The following is a 16,437-nucleotide window of genomic DNA, read 5'->3' as shown; positions in this document are numbered from 1 at the left end:
ACACCGCAGGTCGGGAGCTGGCGCTACCGGTAGTTGATGAACTGGAGGTCGACCTCGAGGTCGGCGGCCTTCAGCAGGCGCTGCACCTCCTGCAGGTCGTCGCGGGACTTGGACTGCACGCGCAGCTCGTCTCCCTGGATCTGCGACTTGACGCCCTTGGGCCCCTCGTCGCGGATGATCTTCGAGATCTTCTTCGCATTCTCCGACGAGATGCCGTCCTTGATCGTCGAGACGATCCGGTACTCTTTGCCGCTGGCGAAGGGCTCCCCGGACTCCAGGCTCTTCAGTGAGATGCCGCGCTTGATGAGCTTCGACTGGAAGACGTCGAGGACGGCCTTCGCGCGCTCCTCGGTGCTCGCCTTGATGAGCACCGACTCGCCGCTCCACTCGACGGAGGCGCCGGTGCCCTTGAAGTCGTACCGCTGCTCGATCTCTTTGCGCGCCTGGTTGAGGGCGTTCTCCGCCTCCTGGTGGTCGACCTTGCTGACGATGTCGAACGAGGAATCTGCCATGGCGGGAGTCTATCGGCGGGTGCCCGTCAACGCCGAGAGACGGTGCCGCGGCCGTCGTCCCGGGAGACAGCCGAGTGGTGGCGGGAGCTGTGCAAGCGATTCCATGGGCATCGAATGTCACGGCGAGATATCGATTGAGGCTGGTCGTGTTGCCAGTTCCCGTGGCGTCATGCACAATGTAAGCGCTTGCAGTTTGCACGCACACACGGTCTTCTGCCACGGCGAAGGTCGGCACTACACCAGCACTCAAGAGAGGCACCCACCAATGAAGGTGAACAAGAGGAGCATCGCGGCTTTCGGCGCGATCGCCGCTGTTTCCGCGCTGACCCTCGTCGGCTGCGCAAGCGGAGGCGACTCGAACTCGGGCGACGAAGGCGAGTCGGCAGGCGAGATCACGGTCTGGGTCGACGCCGACCGTGCCGCAGTGCTCGAGGACGCGGCGAAGGACTTCACCGCTGACACCGGCGTGAAGGTCAAGCTCGTGCAGAAGGAGTTCGGCGAGATCCGCGACCAGTTCGTGCAGCAGGTTCCGACCGGCAAAGGCCCCGACATCGCGGTGGGCGCCCACGACTGGCTGGGCACGCTCGTCACCAACGGCGTCGTGGCCCCGGTCGAGCTGGGCGACGCGGCATCCGACTACGAGAAGGTCGCGATCGACGCCTGGAGCTACGACGGCCAGGTCTACGGCGTTCCGTACGCGATCGAGAACATCGCGCTGCTGCGCAACACGGACCTCGCTCCCGAGGCTCCCACGTCGTACGACGACATGATCGCCAAGGGCACGGCGGCAGGCACCGAGTACAAGTTCCTCGTCGGTCTCGACCCCGAGGCGGCCGACCCGTACCACCTGTACCCATTCCAGACGTCGTTCGGCGCCCCCGTCTTCGGCACCAACGCCGACGGCAGCTACAACGCCGACGACCTGCAGATCGGCAACGAGGGCGGCCAGGCGTTCGCCACGTGGCTCGGCTCGCAGGGCGCGACGGGCACCGGTGTCTTCAACTCGAACATCTCGGGCGACCTCGCTCGCGAGAACTTCGTCGCCGGCAAGGCGCCGTTCTACCTCACCGGCCCGTGGAACGTGCCGGCCGCGGAAGAGGCGGGTCTCAACCTCGCCGTCGACCCGATCCCGTCGGCGGGCGGCCAGGCCGCTCAGCCGTTCGCGGGCGTGCAGGGCTTTTTCCTGAGCTCCGAGAGCGAAAACTCGCTGGCGGCCACCGAGTTCCTCGCGAACTACATCGGCAGCGAAGAGGTCCAGACCGCGCTCTACGAGGTCGGCGGCCGCACTCCGGCACTGACCGCTGCGTACGACGCGGCTGTGGCGGGCGACCCGATCACCGCCGGCTTCGGCGCCGTGGGAGCCGAAGCGGTCCCGATGCCGAGCATCCCCGAGATGGGCTCGGTGTGGGAGTACTGGGGCGTCACCGAGACGGCCATCATCAACGGCACCGGCGGCTCGCCGGTCGACCTGTGGAACAAGATGTCGTCCGACATCCAGGCCGCCATCCAGTAAGCAGCAGGCACGTTCGGGGCGGCGTCCGCGAGGACGCCGCCCCGGCACCGCATTCCCGCAGTCCCGGAAAGAAGAGCCGATGACGACGCCGACCATGGACCGCGACGCAGCGGTCGAGACACCCCCGAGCAAGAAGTCGAAGCGCGCCGCCCGCGTCGCGGAGGCGGCAGGCGCCGGCTGGAAGCTGATGATCTTCAAGGTCGTCGCCCTCGGTGTCATCGATGCCATCGCCGTGTACGCCGCGCTCGTGCTGTTCCAGAGCGAGCAGTGGGTCGCCGCGATCGCGGTGGTCGTCGTGACCGGCGTCGCCAACTGGGTGTACTTCGGCCGCGGCAACTTGCCCGCCAAGTACCTGATCCCCGGGCTCATCTTCCTGTTGATCTTCCAGATCTTCGTCGCCGGCTACACGGCGTACATCGCATTCACCAACTACGGCACCGGCCACAACGGCTCGAAGGAGAGCGCGGTCAACGCGCTCATGCTCTCGGCGCAGGAGCGCGTGCCCGACTCGCCCGAGTACGAGCTCACGATCGTCGAGCAGCTCGGCGAGTTCTCATTCCTCGTCACCGACCCTGACGGCGACGTCGAGATCGGCGGTGTGGAGCGCCCGCTCGAGTCCGTCGACGACGCCGAGATGGACGGCGGCAAGGCCGTCGCGGTACCCGGCTACACCACACTGAACTTCTCGCAGATCGTCGCGAACCAGGAGGCGATCGCCGACATGGCGGTGCCGCTCAGCGACGACCCGAACGACGGTTCGCTGCGCACGCCGGACGGCTCGGTGGCCTACGTGTACCTCTCCAGCCTCGAGTACGACGAGGCCGCCGGAACCATGACCGACACCCAGACCGGCACGGTGTACAGCGACATCGGCACGGGCGCCTTCACGGCGCCGGACGGCACAGAGCTCATGCCGGGCTGGCAGATCACCGTCGGCTTCGACAACTTCGTGAGGGCCTTCACCGAGGAGTCGATCCGGGCGCCGTTCGTCTCGGTGCTGGTGTGGACCTTCGTCTTCGCCTTCTTCTCGGTCTTCACCTGCTTCGCGCTCGGACTCTTCCTCGCGATCGTGTTCAACGACCCGCGCATGAAGTCCAAGAAGTACTACCGCCTGCTCATGATCCTCCCGTACGCGTTCCCGGGGTTCCTCTCGGCGCTCGTGTGGGCGGGCATGATGAACCAGGAGTTCGGCTTCATCAATGTCGTGCTCTTCGGCGGCGCCGACATCCCCTGGCTCACCAACGAGTGGCTGGCGAAGTTCAGCATCCTGCTGGTGAACCTGTGGCTCGGCTTCCCATACATGTTCCTCATCTGCACGGGCGCACTGCAGTCCATCCCGGACGACGTGCAAGAGGCCGCGAAGGTCGACGGAGCGAGCGCCTGGCAGATCTTCCGCAGCATCAAGCTGCCGCTGCTGTTCGTCGCGGTCGCTCCACTGCTGATCGCATCGTTCGCCTACAACTTCAACAACTTCACGCTGATCTACATGCTCACGGGCGGTGGCCCCCGCGACGTGACGGCTGACGTGAACGTCGGCGCCACCGACATCCTCATCACGATGGTCTACAAGGTGGCGTTCGTCGGGTCGAAGGCCGACTACGGCCTGGCGAGCGCGTTCTCGATCATCATCTTCCTGCTCGTCGCGACGATCTCGGTGATCGCCTTCCGACGGACCAAGGCCCTCGAGGAGCTGAACTGACATGAGCGATCTCAAGCCCGGCGCCCCCGCCGCCCGCGATCTGCTCGGCAAGGTCGCCGCCGAGGATGCTGAACTGGCTGCCGCCGGTGCAGACACCCACGCGGCCGCCGGCGTCCGCGGCGAGGCGCCGTTGCCGCGCCGCACGTTCAAGAAGTACTTCCGCGAGACGGGCTGGCGTCACATCGTCGGCGTCGTCGTGGCGGTCTTCGCGATCTTCCCTCTGCTGTACGTGCTGTCGGCGTCGCTCAACCCGGGCGGCACTCTGCTGACGGCCAACGGGCTGTTCTCGAACGTGAGCATCGAGAGCTACCTCGACCTGTTCCAGTCCGAGACCCATCCGTACGGGGCCTGGTTCGTCAACACGCTGGTGATCGGGCTGATCACCGCGGCCGGCACCGTGATCCTCGGTGCTCTCGCCGCGTACGCGTTCTCGCGCATGCGGTTCACCGGGCGCCGTTTCGGCCTCACGACGCTGCTCGTCGTCCAGATGTTCCCGCAGATGCTCGCGATGGTCGCGATCTTCCTCCTCATGGTGCAGATCAGCGACATCTTCCCGGCGATCGGCCTCAACACCCAGATCGGCCTGATCATGGTGTACCTCGGCGGCGCGCTCGGGGTGAACACCTATCTCATGTACGGGTTCTTCAACACCATTCCGGCATCCATCGACGAGGCTGCGAAGATCGACGGCGCGGGCCACGCGCGCATCTTCTTCACGATCATCCTGCGCCTGGTGGCACCGATCCTGGCGGTCGTCGGCCTGCTGTCGTTCATCGGCACGTCGAGCGAGTTCGTGATCGCGAGCATCATCCTCATCGACCCCGAGAAGCAGACGCTCGCGGTCGGCCTGTACAAGTTCATCTCCGACGAGTTCTCCAAGAACTGGAGCCTGTTCGCCGCGGGTGCGGTGCTGGCCGCCATCCTTCCGGTCGCACTGTTCCTCGCGCTGCAGCGCTACATCGTCGGCGGGCTCACCGCGGGCAGCGTGAAGTAGCGGCTGCCGCGGCTCGGTCGCCCCGTCGACGACGGCGTCGCCCGGTTCGAAATCGCCCCCCTCGCGGCGGCCGCGATCCATGCGGATTCGCGACGCTGAGGGCTCAGCATCCGTCTTGCTGCATGCCAGGATCGGGACGGACACAACTGAACAACAACACATGGGCTCTGTCATGGCCGCGGCCGTGCAACCACGTCGAACCGAACTCGCATTCGGCGGCGCCGCGCCGCCTGTCTTTGGAAAGGCAAGAGCATGACAACCCTGACCCCGCATCACGACGGCTCGCCCCTGTACGTGTCCGACCTCGCCCCGCAGCTGGGCGACGTCGTCACCGTGCGGCTGCGCGTGCCGGCCGGCTACGGCCCCCTCGCTGCAGTCCGCACCCGCTCGAACCCCGACCACGAGCCGGAGTGGACGGATGCCGCACTCCTCGGCACGGTCGACGGCTGGGACTGGTGGGAGGCACCGGTCACGGTGCGCAACCCCCGTCACGGCTACCGCTGGCTTCTGGTGCACGAAGACCGTCGTGTGGAGTGGCTCAACCAGACCGGGCTGCACCAGCTCGAGACGCTCGACGCGGAGGACTTCGCCCTGGTGGCGTACCCCGCACCGCCGGCGTGGCTCGCCGACGCCGTGATGTACCAGGTCTTCCCCGACCGCTTCGCGCGGTCGGCGCAGGCCGACGAACATCCGACGCCGGAGTGGGCGATCGCGGCGAGCTGGGACACCCCGGTCGACCCGGTGATGCCGGGCCGCTCGCAGCAGTTCTACGGCGGCGACCTCGACGGCGTGATCGAAAAGCTCGACCACCTGGTCTCACTCGGCGTCAACCTCCTCTATCTGACGCCGATCTTCCCCGCCGCGTCGAACCACCGCTACGACGCGTCGAGCTTCCACAGCGTCGACCCGCTGCTGGGCGGCGATGCGGCGTACATCCGCCTGATCGAGGCCGCCCACGCCCGCGGCATCCGTGTCATCGGCGATCTCACCAGCAACCATTCGGGCGATCGGCACGAGTGGTTCCAGGCGGCCGTCGGCCATCCGGGTGCGCCCGAGGAGGAGTTCTACTACTTCACCGACGACGCGAACACCGAGTACGTGTCGTGGCTGGGCACGCCCACGCTGCCGAAGTTCAACTGGGCCTCGCAGGAGCTGCGCCGGCGCTTCATCGAGGGACCCGACTCGGTCGTCGCGAAGTGGCTGAAGCCGCCGTACTCGGCGGACGGCTGGCGCATCGATGTCGCCAACATGACCGGCCGGCTCGGCGACGTCGATCTGAACGCCGAGGTGCGGCAGCTGCTGCGGCGCACCATGATCGAGATCAACCCCGACACCATCCTGCTCGGCGAGTCGACGAACGACGCTGCGAGCGACCTGCAGGGCGACGGCTGGCATGGCGCCATGACGTACCCGTCGTTCACGCGGCCGCTGTGGGGATGGCTCTCCGAGCCGACCGGTACGCCGTTCATGACGGCGGAGGGCGTCCAACGCACCGAGCCGTGGTTCTTCGGCCAGCCGATCGGCGGCATCCCGCGGTACACCGGGCGGCAGTTCGTCGACGCCGTCATCAGGTTCACCGCGAGCATCCCGTGGCGGGTGCGGCTGGGCAACATGCAGCCGCTCGACACACACGACACCGGCCGCTTCGCGACGAACGCCGGCCCCGGCACGATCCCGGTCGCGGTCGGCCTCATGGTGACGCTGCCGGGCCTTCCGGTCGTGTTCGCCGGCGACGAGTTCGGCCTGATCGGCGCCGAGGGTGAAGACAGCCGCACGCCGATCCCGTGGGGCACCGAGTCCGAGCCGGAGGTTGCGGAGCGTCTCGCCGTCTACCGCGAGCTCATCGCACTGCGGCGCGCGCACCCGACGCTGTCGACCGGCGGCCTGCGCTGGATCCACGTCGACGACGACACCGTCGTGTTCACGCGCGAGTCTGAGGACGAGACGCTGCTCGTGCTGGCGTCGAAGGGCGATGTGGATGCCGTGATCCCGTCCGGCGTGCTACCCGGCGCCGTGACGGCCGAGGCCGCCTACGGCGAGGCGACGCTTGTCGTGGCCGAAGACGGCGCGGTGCTGCTGTCGGCGGACGGTCCCGCGTTCGCGGTCTGGCGGCTCGCCGGTGTCGCCGTCCCTGTGCCTCTGCCGGATGCCGGTGAGCGCGCGGATGAGGTTTCGCGCGGCGTGGCGTCAGCGGCCGATCTGTCGCCGGCCGAGCAGGTGGCGTCGGCGTGACGACGCCCGAGCGGTTCGAGGAGCTCAGCGCGGGGCTCGCGACCGGCGTGCGGGAGCGCGACGGACTCGTCGGGCTCGTGCTGCTGGGCTCCGCTTCGGACGAGGCGCGGGAGCGGCGCGACGAATGGTCGGATCACGACTTCTTCGCGCTGACGGAAGCCGGGCGCGGAGCCGAGATCCGCCCCGACCTCTCGTGGCTGCCGGATCCGGATCGCCTCGTGCTGACCGCGCGGGAAGGCGAGATCGGCTTCGTCGCGGTCTACGACGATGCGCACGTGTTCGAATTCGCGTTCTCGGACGCGGCCGAGCTCGCCGGCGCCCGCGCCGGCGACGCCACGGTGATCGTCGATGACGCAGCGGGCACGACGGCGACGCTGCTCGCCGAGTCGCGGGGGCGGGCGGCCGACGGCGACCACTTTGATCCGGCCAACGACGTGCGTCTCGTGCTCGTGAAGCTGCTGATCGGCGTCGGTCGCGTGCGGCGCGGCGAGCTGCTCAACGGCAACGCGTTCGTCCGGCAGTGGGCGGTGCAGCTGCTGGTGCGGGCGATCCGCGGACGCTTCGCCGCGGCATCCACGTCCCTACGTGACGCGAACGATCCGATGCGGCGCTTCGAGCGGGACTTCCCGGTCTGGGGCGCCCACATCGCGGCGTCGCTCGATCTGCCGATCGAGGAGTCGGCGTACGAGCTGTACCGGCTCACCCGCGAGATCCTCGAGCCGGGCTGGGACGAGTTCCCATCGCACGCGGCCGACGTCGTCGCGGTGCGGCTCGGCTGGAGCTGAGGCACGGGGTCCACAGGTCGCGGCGGCGACCTGTGGACTTTCCGTGACACGCGGTCGCAGGATCCTGCACACTGAGTGCCATGTCAGCGTTGACCACCATCGGGCTGCCCGTAGCCCTCGGCATCATCATGTTCGGGCTCGGCATGAGCCTCACTCCCGGCGACTTCACCCGCGTCCTCAAGCAGCCGAAGGCGGTGATCGTCGCGCTGCTCTGCCAGCTGGTCCTGCTGCCCCTGATCTGCTTCGGTCTCGTGCTGGCGTTCCAGCTGCCGCCCGTGCTGGCGGTCGGCATGATGATGCTCGCCGCATCTCCGGGCGGAACCACCGCCAATCTCTACAGTCACCTGTTCCGAGGCGATGTGGCCCTGAACATCTCGCTCACGGCGGTGAACTCCGTGATCGCCGTGTTCACGCTCCCGGTCATCACGAACCTGGCGATCCTCTACTTCAACCCGTTCGACGACCAGCTCGGACTGCAGTGGGCGAAGACCATCGAGGTCTTCGCGATCGTGCTGCTCCCGGTCGCACTCGGAATGATCGTGCGCCGCTTCTGGCCGCGGTTCGCGACGGCGATGAACAAGCCGGTGCGCATCGCGTCGGTCGTCATCCTTGTCGTCGTCATCGTCGGGGCCGTCGCGCAGAGCTGGGCGCTCCTCCTCGAGAACTTCGGCCGCCTGTCGCTCATCACGATCGTGTTCTGCCTCATCAGCCTCACGATCGGCTACTTCGCCCCGCGCCTGGCGAAGGTCGGCAGACGGCAGTCGATCGCATCGTCGTTCGAGATCGGCATCCACAACGCCACGCTGGCGATCGTCATCGCGCAGACGGTGCTGGGCTCGGTGGAGCTCTCGCTCCCCGCCGCCGTGTACGGCGTGCTCATGTTCTTCATCGCGTTCGCGTTCGGGTTCCTCATCCGCGACCGCAGCACGAGAGTGGATGCAGCCGCCGAGCCCACCGGCCCCGTCGACGACGCCGCCGAGCCCGCCCCGCGCTGACCGCGCTGCGGCGTCGGGATCCACGCGCTGAAGTCTCGCGGTCGGGGCGGCGGCGGGAGGCGGGGTGGCGCAGGCATCCGTCATTCGTAGACTGGGCGGGCGAGGAGGTGCCATGCGCCCACTGACCGAGGAAGAAGTGCGTTCGTCGTTCGTGAACGCATCGTCGGACGAGCTGCGGCTCGTGACCCTGCCTGCCGACTTCATGCTCACCGACTGGGATCACCTCGATTTCCTGGCGTGGCGCGACCCGCGAAGCCGCGGCCGTGGCTACCTCGTCGCCGAGATCGACGGCGAGCCGGCGGGCGTCGTGCTGCGCGGCGCCGAGGGGTCGTCGCACGCCCGTGCTGCGCTGTGCAACCTGTGCCACACCATGCAGCCGGCAGACCAGGTGGTGATGTACACGGCGCGCAAGGCCGGTGAGGCGGGCGTCCACGGCGACAGCGTCGGCACGTACATCTGCGCCGACCTGTCGTGCCACGAGAACGTGCGGCTGGCCGCGCCGCTGGCCCCGAATGAGGTGCGCGCGAGCGTCGACCGCAAGATCGACGGCACCCGGCGCCGCACCGAGGCCTTCGTGGGCCGCGTGCTCGAGACCGCAGGGGTCGCGCGATGACCGTCGTGGTGGTGGGCGACGCGCTGATCGACGAGCTGCGCGACGACCACGGCGTGCGGGAGTTCGTCGGCGGAGCCGCGCTGAACGTGGCCGTCGGGCTCGCGCAGCTGGGCGTGCCCGCGACCCTCGTCGCGATGCTGGGCGACGACGAGCCCGCCTCGCGCGTACGGCGTTACCTCGCCGACTTCGGCGTCGATCTCATCGCGACGCCCTCCCTCATCGGCACGGCGCGCGCCGTGAGCACACGCTCCGGCGGCGGCGAGCCCGTTTACGAATTCAACGAGGCGGCACAGCAGCGGCGCATCAGATTCGGCGACGCCGAACGGCGGGCATTCGCGGATGCCGACCTCGTGGTCGTGAGCTGCCTCGCGTTCGACGACGCCGAGCAGGCCGCGGAGCTGGCCGACGCGATCGCGCAGGCGGGCGCCTCGGTCGCCGTCGACCCGAATCCGCGGACCGGCATGCTTCACGACAAGGCGGAGTTCGTGCGGGGCTTCGAGCAGCTGGCGGCGGGTGCCGCTCTCGTCAAGGTCGGCGAGGATGACGCCGCCCTGCTCTACGGTGACCGCCTGGATGCGCTGCGCGCCCGACTCGTCGACCTCGGCGCCCGCGCCGTGCTCGCGACGGAGGGGGCGGCCGGCGCCACGATCGAGGCCGGCGACGTCGTGGTGACGCGGCCGATCTCGAACCTCCCCGGCCGCATCGTCGACACGATGGGCGCCGGAGATGCCGCGCTGGCCGCGACCGTCGCCGCACTCGTCGAGAGCACACCCGCGGACGCAGACGCGTGGGAGGCGGTGCTGCAGTCGGCGATGGATGCCGCGGCAGCCACGTGCCGGTTCGAAGGGGCGCTGCTGCGCACCCCCAGTGCGCTCAGCGGTCTCGACATGGACCACATCGGCACCTGAATAGCTGTGATCCTCGGGCGTCGTCGGGGCGTCCGCTGTGCGGATTTCTGACCTCGCGCATCTACGCGTAAGATTGTGGATCGCGCCTCCGGTCGTCTGGAAAAGTCGGACGGGTGCGCGCCTGGCGAGTTACCCAAGCGGCCAAAGGGATCTGACTGTAAATCAGCCGTCTTAGACTTCGGGGGTTCGAATCCCTCACTCGCCACCATTTGCAAGCGCCCCCTCGTGGGGCGCTTCGTGGTTTCCAGGCGCTCTTGCCCGGGCCGTGCCCTCGTGGCGCTCCCCGGCGCCGAACTGGTCGAAGGGCTCGGACGCGCCACGGGGTGAGGCATCCGGCTCCGCACCTCCCGGAGGCTTCGCCTGCGTACCACGGAATCGGCATCCACGCGGTGCGGTGCGGCGTGTCAGGATGGCAGTGCAGGCAGTCCGCCCGCATCACGAGAGGAACGCCATGACCGCGCCCGACCCGTATGCGACGCCCGCCCCGGCGATGGATCAGGCGGCGCACGCCGACGGCTCCCGCTCGTCGCTGCTGCGCGCCGCCATCTGGGTGGCGATCGGCGCACTCATCGCGGCCGCCGTCGTGTGCGTGCTCTGGGTACTCCTGGGCTCTCAGAACGACATCATCGGCCGGGCGTTCCTGACGATCCTGCTGCTGGTGGGATTCGCCGGCGTCGCGATCCTCGACGCGCACCTGGCGCCGACTCGCCCCGCGTGGTTCGCACTGGCCAGCATGGGGTCGTGGATCGTGGCGCTCCTGCTCGGCGCCATCATGATCTGGATGCCGGAGCGCTACCCCTGGCTCGGATTCTCGCGGTTCATCCAGTTCCTGCTCATCGTGCTGATCCTTCAGCTGGTGCTGCTGCACGTGCGGTTCTACCTCAAGGCCTTCCAGCGCTACGACACGCCCTTCACCCGCACCGTCGCGGTTATCACCATCTCGCTCGTCGTCGCACTGGCCGCACTGCTGATCATCCCGCTCGCCTTCGGGGAGTGGCTCCTCCTCGCCGACATCTACTGGCGCATCGTCGTGGCCGTCGCGATCCTCGCCGCGCTCGGCACCGCCCTCGTTCCGCTCGTCAACGTGCTGTTCGCCCCCAAGAAGCCGCACGCCCACGTCGCGCACGCCCCTCTCGCACCGCCGGCCCCGTACGGCGCGCTCGCCGCCCCCGCGGCACCGGCCGCGCAGGAGCTGCTCCCGTGGCCGACGTACGTCGATGCCGTCACACCGCTGCCGATGCTTCCCGACGGCTCGCCCGACTGGAACGCGTATTACACCGGGTACCCGTCGCCCGGCGCCCACGTCTTCACGGCGATCGAGCCGGTCGCGCACGCCGAGCCGCAGGCTGCCCCGGCAGCACCCACGCCGTCGCAGCCCGCGGCGCCGGCGCAGCCCACCACGGCTCCCGGATACGAGGGGTACCCGCCGCCCCCGCCGCTGCCGCCGCGCGCCTGACCGCGGGCCGCCGCGCGCCTGACCGCGGGACGCGCCGACATCGCGCGGAAGCGATCTTCAGCCGGCGAGCAGCTCGAGTGCGGCCATCGCCGCGTTGTGCCCGCCGAGTCCGCTGACGGCGCCGCCCCTTCGGGCGCCCGAACCGCACACCAGCATGTTCGGGTGCTCCGTGGCGACGCCCCAGCGCTCGGCAGGCGTGACGAGCGTGTCTTCGTCGTCGGCCCACGGCCACGACAGCGCGCCGTGGAAGATGTCGCCGCCGATCATGCCCAGTGACTGCTCCAAATCGGCCGTCGTCCGCGCCTCCACGCACGCCGAGCCGTCCGGCGCCTCGTACACGCAGTCGGCGATGGGCTCGGCGAGTACCGTGTCGAGCGAGCGCTGAGCCGCCTCGAGGAGCGCCGTGCGCGCGGCATCCGGATCCCGGCCTTCGAGCAGCCGATGCGGCACCTGCAGGCCGAAGAGTGTCAGCGTGTGTGCGCCCGCGGCGCGCAGTTCCGGGCCGAGGATCGACGGGTCGGTCAGCGAGTGGCAGTAGATCTCGGCCGGCAGGGGCTCGGGGATGCCGCCGGCCAGGGCCGTCGCATGCGCCCGGTCGAGCTGCGACATCGTCTCGTTGACGTGGAAGGTCCCGGCGAACGCGGCCTCGGGAGCCACCCGCTCGTCACGGAGGCGGGGAAGGCGTCGCAGCAGCATGTTGACCTTGAGCTGCGCGCCTTCCGGCGGTGCGGTGTCGACCCCCGCCGGGCCGGCACCACCCGCGGCGAGCAGCCGGGCGAGCACGGCAGGGCCGACGCCGCTCAGCACCAATCGGGCGTGCACCGTGCGGTCGTCTGCGAGGGTGATCTCGCCGTCGGGCGTCACGGCCACGACCTCCGCACCGGTGCGCAGGTCGGCACCCGCCTCGGTCGCCGCGCGCGACAGCTCGGATGTCACGCGACCCATGCCGCCGACCGGCACGTCCCAGTCGCCGGTCCCACCGCCGATGACGTGATACAGGAAGCAGCGGTTCTGCCGCAGGCTTTCGTCGTCGGCCGACGCGAACGTGCCGATGAGGCCGTCGGTGAGCGCGATGCCGCGGGCGATGTCGGTGTCGAGGGAGGAACGCAGGAGTCCACCCAGCGGCCGCTCGAACAGCTCCTCCCAGAGCCGGTCGTCGTCGAGTGCCGCGCGCATCTCACCGGCTCGGCGCAACGGCTCGGTCATCGACGGGAAGATCAACCGCGCGACAGGTCCCATCCGCGCGGACAGGGCCGCGAAGCGCGCCGCCTCACCGGTCTCGCCGGTCACGCGGGCGAAGGCGTCGGCGGTGGCCGCGGCATTCGCCGTGTCGATGAGGATGCCGCGCGCAGGGTCCTGCGGGTCCGGCGTGTACGACGAGTAGCGACGGCGGAGCAGACGGATGCCGAGCCCCAGGTCATCGATGATGCGCTGCGGCAGCAGGCTCACGAGGTAGGAGTAGCGCGACAGCCGTGCGGCGACGCCCGGCCACGGTTCCTCCGACACCGCGGCGCCGCCGACATGGTCGAGCCGCTCGAGCACGACGACGGTGCGCCCGGCGCGGGCGAGGTACGCGGCGGCGACGAGGGCGTTGTGGCCGCCGCCGACGATGGCGACGTCGTGGACGGGGGAGCGCGTGGGCATGCGCACACGCTATCGAGGCGGTTCATCGTCACGCGAGCGTCGCCCCTCGTTCGCCGGCGCTGCGTGCGCCGCCGGATACCGTGGAGGCATGAGCCTCGAGCAGGACCTCGGATCCCTTGCCATCGACATCGCCCGCGAAGCCGGTGAGCTGGCCCGGCTGCGTCGTGACGCGGGTGTGGCGATCGCCGCGACGAAGTCGGCCCTCGCCGACATCGTCACCGAGGCCGATCGCGAGGTCGAGGCGCTCATCCGCGCGCGCCTGAAGGCCGCGCGGCCCGACGACGGCTTCCTCGGCGAGGAGACCGGAGCCGAGCGCGGGGCCAGTGACGTGACATGGGTCGTCGACCCCATCGACGGCACCGTCAACTATGCGTACGGCATCCCGACCTACGCGGTCAGCATCGCCGCCGTCCGTGGCGAGCCGACCCCCTACGCGTGGGAAGCGCTGGCGGGCGTCGTGTTCGCCCCGGTCAGCGGAGAGGTCTTCCATGCGGTGCGCGGCGAGGGCGCGTGGCTGGGCGTGCACCGGATCGCCGTCAACCCGGAGGTCGGACCGGCTGGCGCGCTTCTCGCAACGGGGTTCGGATACGATCCCGCGACGCGCCCAGGAGACCTCGATCTGATCGGCCGGGTGATGCCGGGCCTGGCACGCGACCTCCGCCGCGCCGGTGCCGCCTCGCTCGACCTGTCGTACGTCGCCGCGGGTCGCCTGGACGGATACTTCGAGCGCGGCCTCGCGCCCTGGGACCTCGCCGCCGGCGCCCTGCTGGTGACCGAAGCGGGCGGCCGATTCGGCCGTGCCGAACCCGACGGCGGTCCGCGCGGACCGCTCGTGGTCGCCGCGACGCCGGCGATCTTCGACCGCCTCGCCGGGGCGGCGGGATTGGTATGAGACAGCCGTCTCATCGAATTTTCACGAAGCGCGCGTCATGAAATCCGAGTCTTACATGGCATTCCCAGCACGCTCGGGGTAGTGTTTACCCGATCGTTACCTTCGCTGCCCGAACGGCGAAGGTGGTCATAGCCCGACCGACAGCCCTGCTGCGTGCACCCCCCCTCGCGGCACGACACGAGAGCCCGACTCCGCTTTGCCTTTCGACTCCCCTATGGCTGAGCCTGCGCCCACGCGCCGATCCAGCCGTCCTTCGCCGACGCCTGTTCAGGCGACGCCGGAGACCCCGGGGACGGGTCGCGCCACAGTCAGGCGGCAGGCGGCGGGAGGCGCTCCCGAGCGTCCCGCGGTCGTGTGGGGTCGTCCTGTCGAGGCCAAGCGAGCGGATGCCGCCACTCCGGCCGCCACGAAGTCCCAGGTGCCCGCTTCGGCGACGCCGGCGTCCGACATCCCCGCCCCGCGACCGACGCTGCCGGGGATCGACACTCCTCCCGCGGCGACGCCCGTCCTGCCGCCGGCCGCAGTTGCACCTGCAGCTCCCGCGCCGTCGTCGGTGGATCTCCCCGTGGCATCGAGCCCGGTCATCGAGTCGGTCGCGCCTCGCGTCCGCGCTCGTGGCGCGGCATCGGCTGTTCCGCCGGTGGCCCCGGTCGAGCACGTGAGCCGCCGCACCCGGCGCGCCCAGACCGGCGAGCAGCCCGTCGTCGCCGTGCCGCCGATCGCACCCGAGACTCCTGCCGTACTGGAACGCCCCGCCGCCGACTTCGATGCCGAGCTGCCGACGCGCGAAGAGCCGGCGCCGCTGCTGGACACCGTCCTCGTCGCCGCCGAGCCGTTCGAGCCCGCCGCTCCCGCCGTCGCGGCCGAGCCCGCCGCCGACACCGCTTCCACGTGGGCGGCCGACAGCCTCGCGAAGCTCCTGGCCGCCGAAGCGGCCGCCACGATCGCGTCGGCGGCTCCGCTCGTCGAGACCGGCGCCCTCCAGCCGGCCGCTGCTCCGCGACGAGCAGAGCCGCGCGTCGCTGAGGCCAAGCCGGCCGCAGCCGAACCGCAGGCGCAGACCGCGCCGCAGGCTGCGCGGGCACGCCGGGCAGCTGCCGCGTCGCAGACCCCGAACGTCCAGCAGACAACCCGCGCGTCTGAGGCCACCGCCCCGCAGCCGGCCACCGCGTCCGAGTCGGAGCCCGCCGAGACCCCGACGACCCAGGTTCACGCCGACCCCCGCCCCGAGCGTGTCGGACCCCTCACCGGTCCGATTCCGCAGCCTGCGGCATCCGATGTCGACGAGTTCGAGGCGGCCTCGCGCCTGTTCGCCTTCACCGGCGAAACCCCCGTCCAGAACGCGGCACCCGCCGGCGAAGCCGACGCCGACGCCGAGCCCGCACGGCACACCGCCCCCCGCCGCTCGCCGGCGCGCCGCGGTGCAGCCTTCAAGCGCGTCGCGACCGCATCGTTCTCGGTGGGCGTCTTCGGCATCGTCGGCCTCATGGCTGTCGGCATGACCACGCCGGCCGAGGCCGTCGCCGCGGTCAACGGCACCGACGCCTCGCTCTCGGTCGTCGCCATGGGCGACAACACGGTGCCGGTGATCGACGAGGCCGAGATCCAGGCGTACGTCGCCCCGGGCGACGCCCAGAACGACACGCTCCAGCGCACCGAGAACTACACCACCACGACGACCGCCCAGCTCGCGTCCGAGGCCGGGATCAAGAACTTCTCGAACCTGTTCCACAACAACCAGAACTCGAACATCCAGTGGCCCTTCGCAGTGGGCGTCACGATGTCGTACGGGTTCGGCATGCGCTCGGGTCGCATGCACGAGGGCATCGACTTCACGCCCGGCAACGGCGCGCCCGTGCAGGCCATTGCCGGCGGCACCGTCCGTGTCGCATCGGAGGCCGGCGGCGCCTACGGCGTGCACGTGATCATCGACCACATCATCGACGGTCAGCTCTTCTCGAGCCACTACGCGCACATGCAGTACGGATCGCTGGAGGTCACCCCGGGCCAGCAGGTCACGGTGGGTACCGTGATCGGCCACACGGGCAACACCGGACGGTCCTACGGCGCCCACACGCACTTCGAGATTCTCAAGAACGGCACCACTGCGATCGACCCCTGGCCATGGCTCCAGGAGTACACCGACGGCACCCACACCGTGGGCTGACCGGTTCGGAAGGATGCCGCGCCTCTG

At 69.8% G+C, this 16,437-nt stretch carries 13 protein-coding genes and 1 tRNA gene; 12 read left to right on the top strand and 2 right to left on the bottom strand.

Annotation, left to right across the window (positions count from 1 at the left end):
* Positions 1-23: 23 nt before the first annotated feature.
* Entirely contained in the window at positions 24-512 is a 489-nt protein-coding gene (locus MRBLWS13_RS08265; RefSeq protein WP_163618360.1) for a YajQ family cyclic di-GMP-binding protein, read from the bottom strand.
* A 265-nt stretch (positions 513-777) separates the two neighbouring features.
* Between MRBLWS13_RS08265 and MRBLWS13_RS08260 the strand changes: the two genes are divergently transcribed.
* The 10 genes from MRBLWS13_RS08260 to MRBLWS13_RS08215 all read left to right on the top strand — a co-directional run bounded on the left by MRBLWS13_RS08260 (position 778) and on the right by MRBLWS13_RS08215 (position 11,707).
* The gene (locus MRBLWS13_RS08260; protein WP_349428544.1) at positions 778-2,025 is read left to right on the top strand and encodes a maltose ABC transporter substrate-binding protein; all 1,248 of its coding nucleotides are present in this window, start codon (positions 778-780) and stop codon (positions 2,023-2,025) included.
* Positions 2,026-2,104: 79 nt separating this feature from the next.
* On the top strand, positions 2,105-3,724 hold the full coding sequence (locus tag MRBLWS13_RS08255; protein ID WP_349428542.1) for an ABC transporter permease subunit: 1,620 nt from the start codon (positions 2,105-2,107) through the stop codon (positions 3,722-3,724).
* A gap of 1 nt (position 3,725) precedes the next feature.
* The gene (locus MRBLWS13_RS08250) at positions 3,726-4,718 is read left to right on the top strand and encodes a sugar ABC transporter permease (protein WP_349428541.1); all 993 of its coding nucleotides are present in this window, start codon (positions 3,726-3,728) and stop codon (positions 4,716-4,718) included.
* A gap of 252 nt (positions 4,719-4,970) precedes the next feature.
* Entirely contained in the window at positions 4,971-6,950 is a 1,980-nt protein-coding gene (locus tag MRBLWS13_RS08245; protein ID WP_349428539.1) for a glycoside hydrolase family 13 protein, read from the top strand.
* On the top strand, positions 6,947-7,735 hold the full coding sequence (locus tag MRBLWS13_RS08240) for a hypothetical protein (protein WP_349428538.1): 789 nt from the start codon (positions 6,947-6,949) through the stop codon (positions 7,733-7,735). The genes MRBLWS13_RS08245 and MRBLWS13_RS08240 overlap by 4 nt, the downstream gene beginning before the upstream one ends.
* An 80-nt stretch (positions 7,736-7,815) precedes the next feature.
* Positions 7,816-8,730: a bile acid:sodium symporter family protein gene (locus tag MRBLWS13_RS08235; protein ID WP_349428537.1), complete on the top strand. Its 915-nt coding sequence runs from the start codon at positions 7,816-7,818 to the stop codon at positions 8,728-8,730.
* Between the two features lie 112 nt (positions 8,731-8,842).
* Positions 8,843-9,343: an FBP domain-containing protein gene (locus MRBLWS13_RS08230; protein WP_349428536.1), complete on the top strand. Its 501-nt coding sequence runs from the start codon at positions 8,843-8,845 to the stop codon at positions 9,341-9,343.
* Positions 9,340-10,251 (top strand): PfkB family carbohydrate kinase, encoded by a 912-nt coding sequence (locus tag MRBLWS13_RS08225; protein ID WP_349428535.1) that lies wholly within the window; start codon positions 9,340-9,342, stop codon positions 10,249-10,251. The genes MRBLWS13_RS08230 and MRBLWS13_RS08225 overlap by 4 nt, the downstream gene beginning before the upstream one ends.
* Positions 10,252-10,374: 123 nt before the next feature.
* Positions 10,375-10,459 (top strand) — tRNA-Tyr (locus tag MRBLWS13_RS08220).
* A gap of 243 nt (positions 10,460-10,702) precedes the next feature.
* Positions 10,703-11,707 carry a hypothetical protein gene (locus MRBLWS13_RS08215; protein ID WP_349428534.1) on the top strand — a complete coding sequence of 335 codons (1,005 nt, stop codon included), beginning with the start codon at positions 10,703-10,705 and terminating at the stop codon, positions 11,705-11,707.
* A 57-nt stretch (positions 11,708-11,764) separates the two neighbouring features.
* On the opposite strand, the gene MRBLWS13_RS08210 is transcribed toward MRBLWS13_RS08215, so the two are convergent.
* Positions 11,765-13,351 (bottom strand): NAD(P)/FAD-dependent oxidoreductase, encoded by a 1,587-nt coding sequence (locus MRBLWS13_RS08210; RefSeq protein ID WP_349428533.1) that lies wholly within the window; start codon positions 13,349-13,351, stop codon positions 11,765-11,767.
* Between the two features lie 88 nt (positions 13,352-13,439).
* Between MRBLWS13_RS08210 and MRBLWS13_RS08205 the strand changes: the two genes are divergently transcribed.
* Both MRBLWS13_RS08205 and MRBLWS13_RS08200 read left to right on the top strand, forming a co-directional pair.
* Positions 13,440-14,243, top strand: coding sequence for an inositol monophosphatase family protein (locus MRBLWS13_RS08205; RefSeq protein WP_349428531.1), 804 nt, complete (start codon positions 13,440-13,442; stop codon positions 14,241-14,243).
* Positions 14,244-14,595: 352 nt separating this feature from the next.
* Entirely contained in the window at positions 14,596-16,410 is a 1,815-nt protein-coding gene (locus MRBLWS13_RS08200; RefSeq protein ID WP_349428530.1) for a peptidoglycan DD-metalloendopeptidase family protein, read from the top strand.
* Positions 16,411-16,437: the final 27 nt, after the last annotated feature.

The sequence above is a fragment of the Microbacterium sp. LWS13-1.2 genome (assembly GCF_040144835.1).
In the GTDB taxonomy this organism is placed as follows: Bacteria; Actinomycetota; Actinomycetes; order Actinomycetales; family Microbacteriaceae; genus Microbacterium.
The sequence above is the reverse complement of the archived record's forward strand: the minus strand, read 5'-3'. Positions and strand labels throughout refer to the sequence as shown.

Excerpts from the sequence above, each read along its gene's own strand:
- MRBLWS13_RS08205 (WP_349428531.1), top strand. The coding sequence starts at position 13,440 with ATGAGCCTCGAGCAGGACCTCGGATCCCTTGCCATCGACATCGCCCGC.
- MRBLWS13_RS08265 (WP_163618360.1), bottom strand. The coding sequence starts at position 512 with ATGGCAGATTCCTCGTTCGACATCGTCAGCAAGGTCGACCACCAGGAG.
- MRBLWS13_RS08250 (WP_349428541.1), top strand. The coding sequence starts at position 3,726 with ATGAGCGATCTCAAGCCCGGCGCCCCCGCCGCCCGCGATCTGCTCGGC.
- MRBLWS13_RS08215 (WP_349428534.1), top strand. The coding sequence starts at position 10,703 with ATGACCGCGCCCGACCCGTATGCGACGCCCGCCCCGGCGATGGATCAG.
- MRBLWS13_RS08230 (WP_349428536.1), top strand. The coding sequence starts at position 8,843 with ATGCGCCCACTGACCGAGGAAGAAGTGCGTTCGTCGTTCGTGAACGCA.
- MRBLWS13_RS08235 (WP_349428537.1), top strand. The coding sequence starts at position 7,816 with ATGTCAGCGTTGACCACCATCGGGCTGCCCGTAGCCCTCGGCATCATC.
- MRBLWS13_RS08255 (WP_349428542.1), top strand. The coding sequence starts at position 2,105 with ATGACGACGCCGACCATGGACCGCGACGCAGCGGTCGAGACACCCCCG.
- MRBLWS13_RS08225 (WP_349428535.1), top strand. The coding sequence starts at position 9,340 with ATGACCGTCGTGGTGGTGGGCGACGCGCTGATCGACGAGCTGCGCGAC.
- MRBLWS13_RS08245 (WP_349428539.1), top strand. The coding sequence starts at position 4,971 with ATGACAACCCTGACCCCGCATCACGACGGCTCGCCCCTGTACGTGTCC.
- MRBLWS13_RS08210 (WP_349428533.1), bottom strand. The coding sequence starts at position 13,351 with ATGCCCACGCGCTCCCCCGTCCACGACGTCGCCATCGTCGGCGGCGGC.
- MRBLWS13_RS08260 (WP_349428544.1), top strand. The coding sequence starts at position 778 with ATGAAGGTGAACAAGAGGAGCATCGCGGCTTTCGGCGCGATCGCCGCT.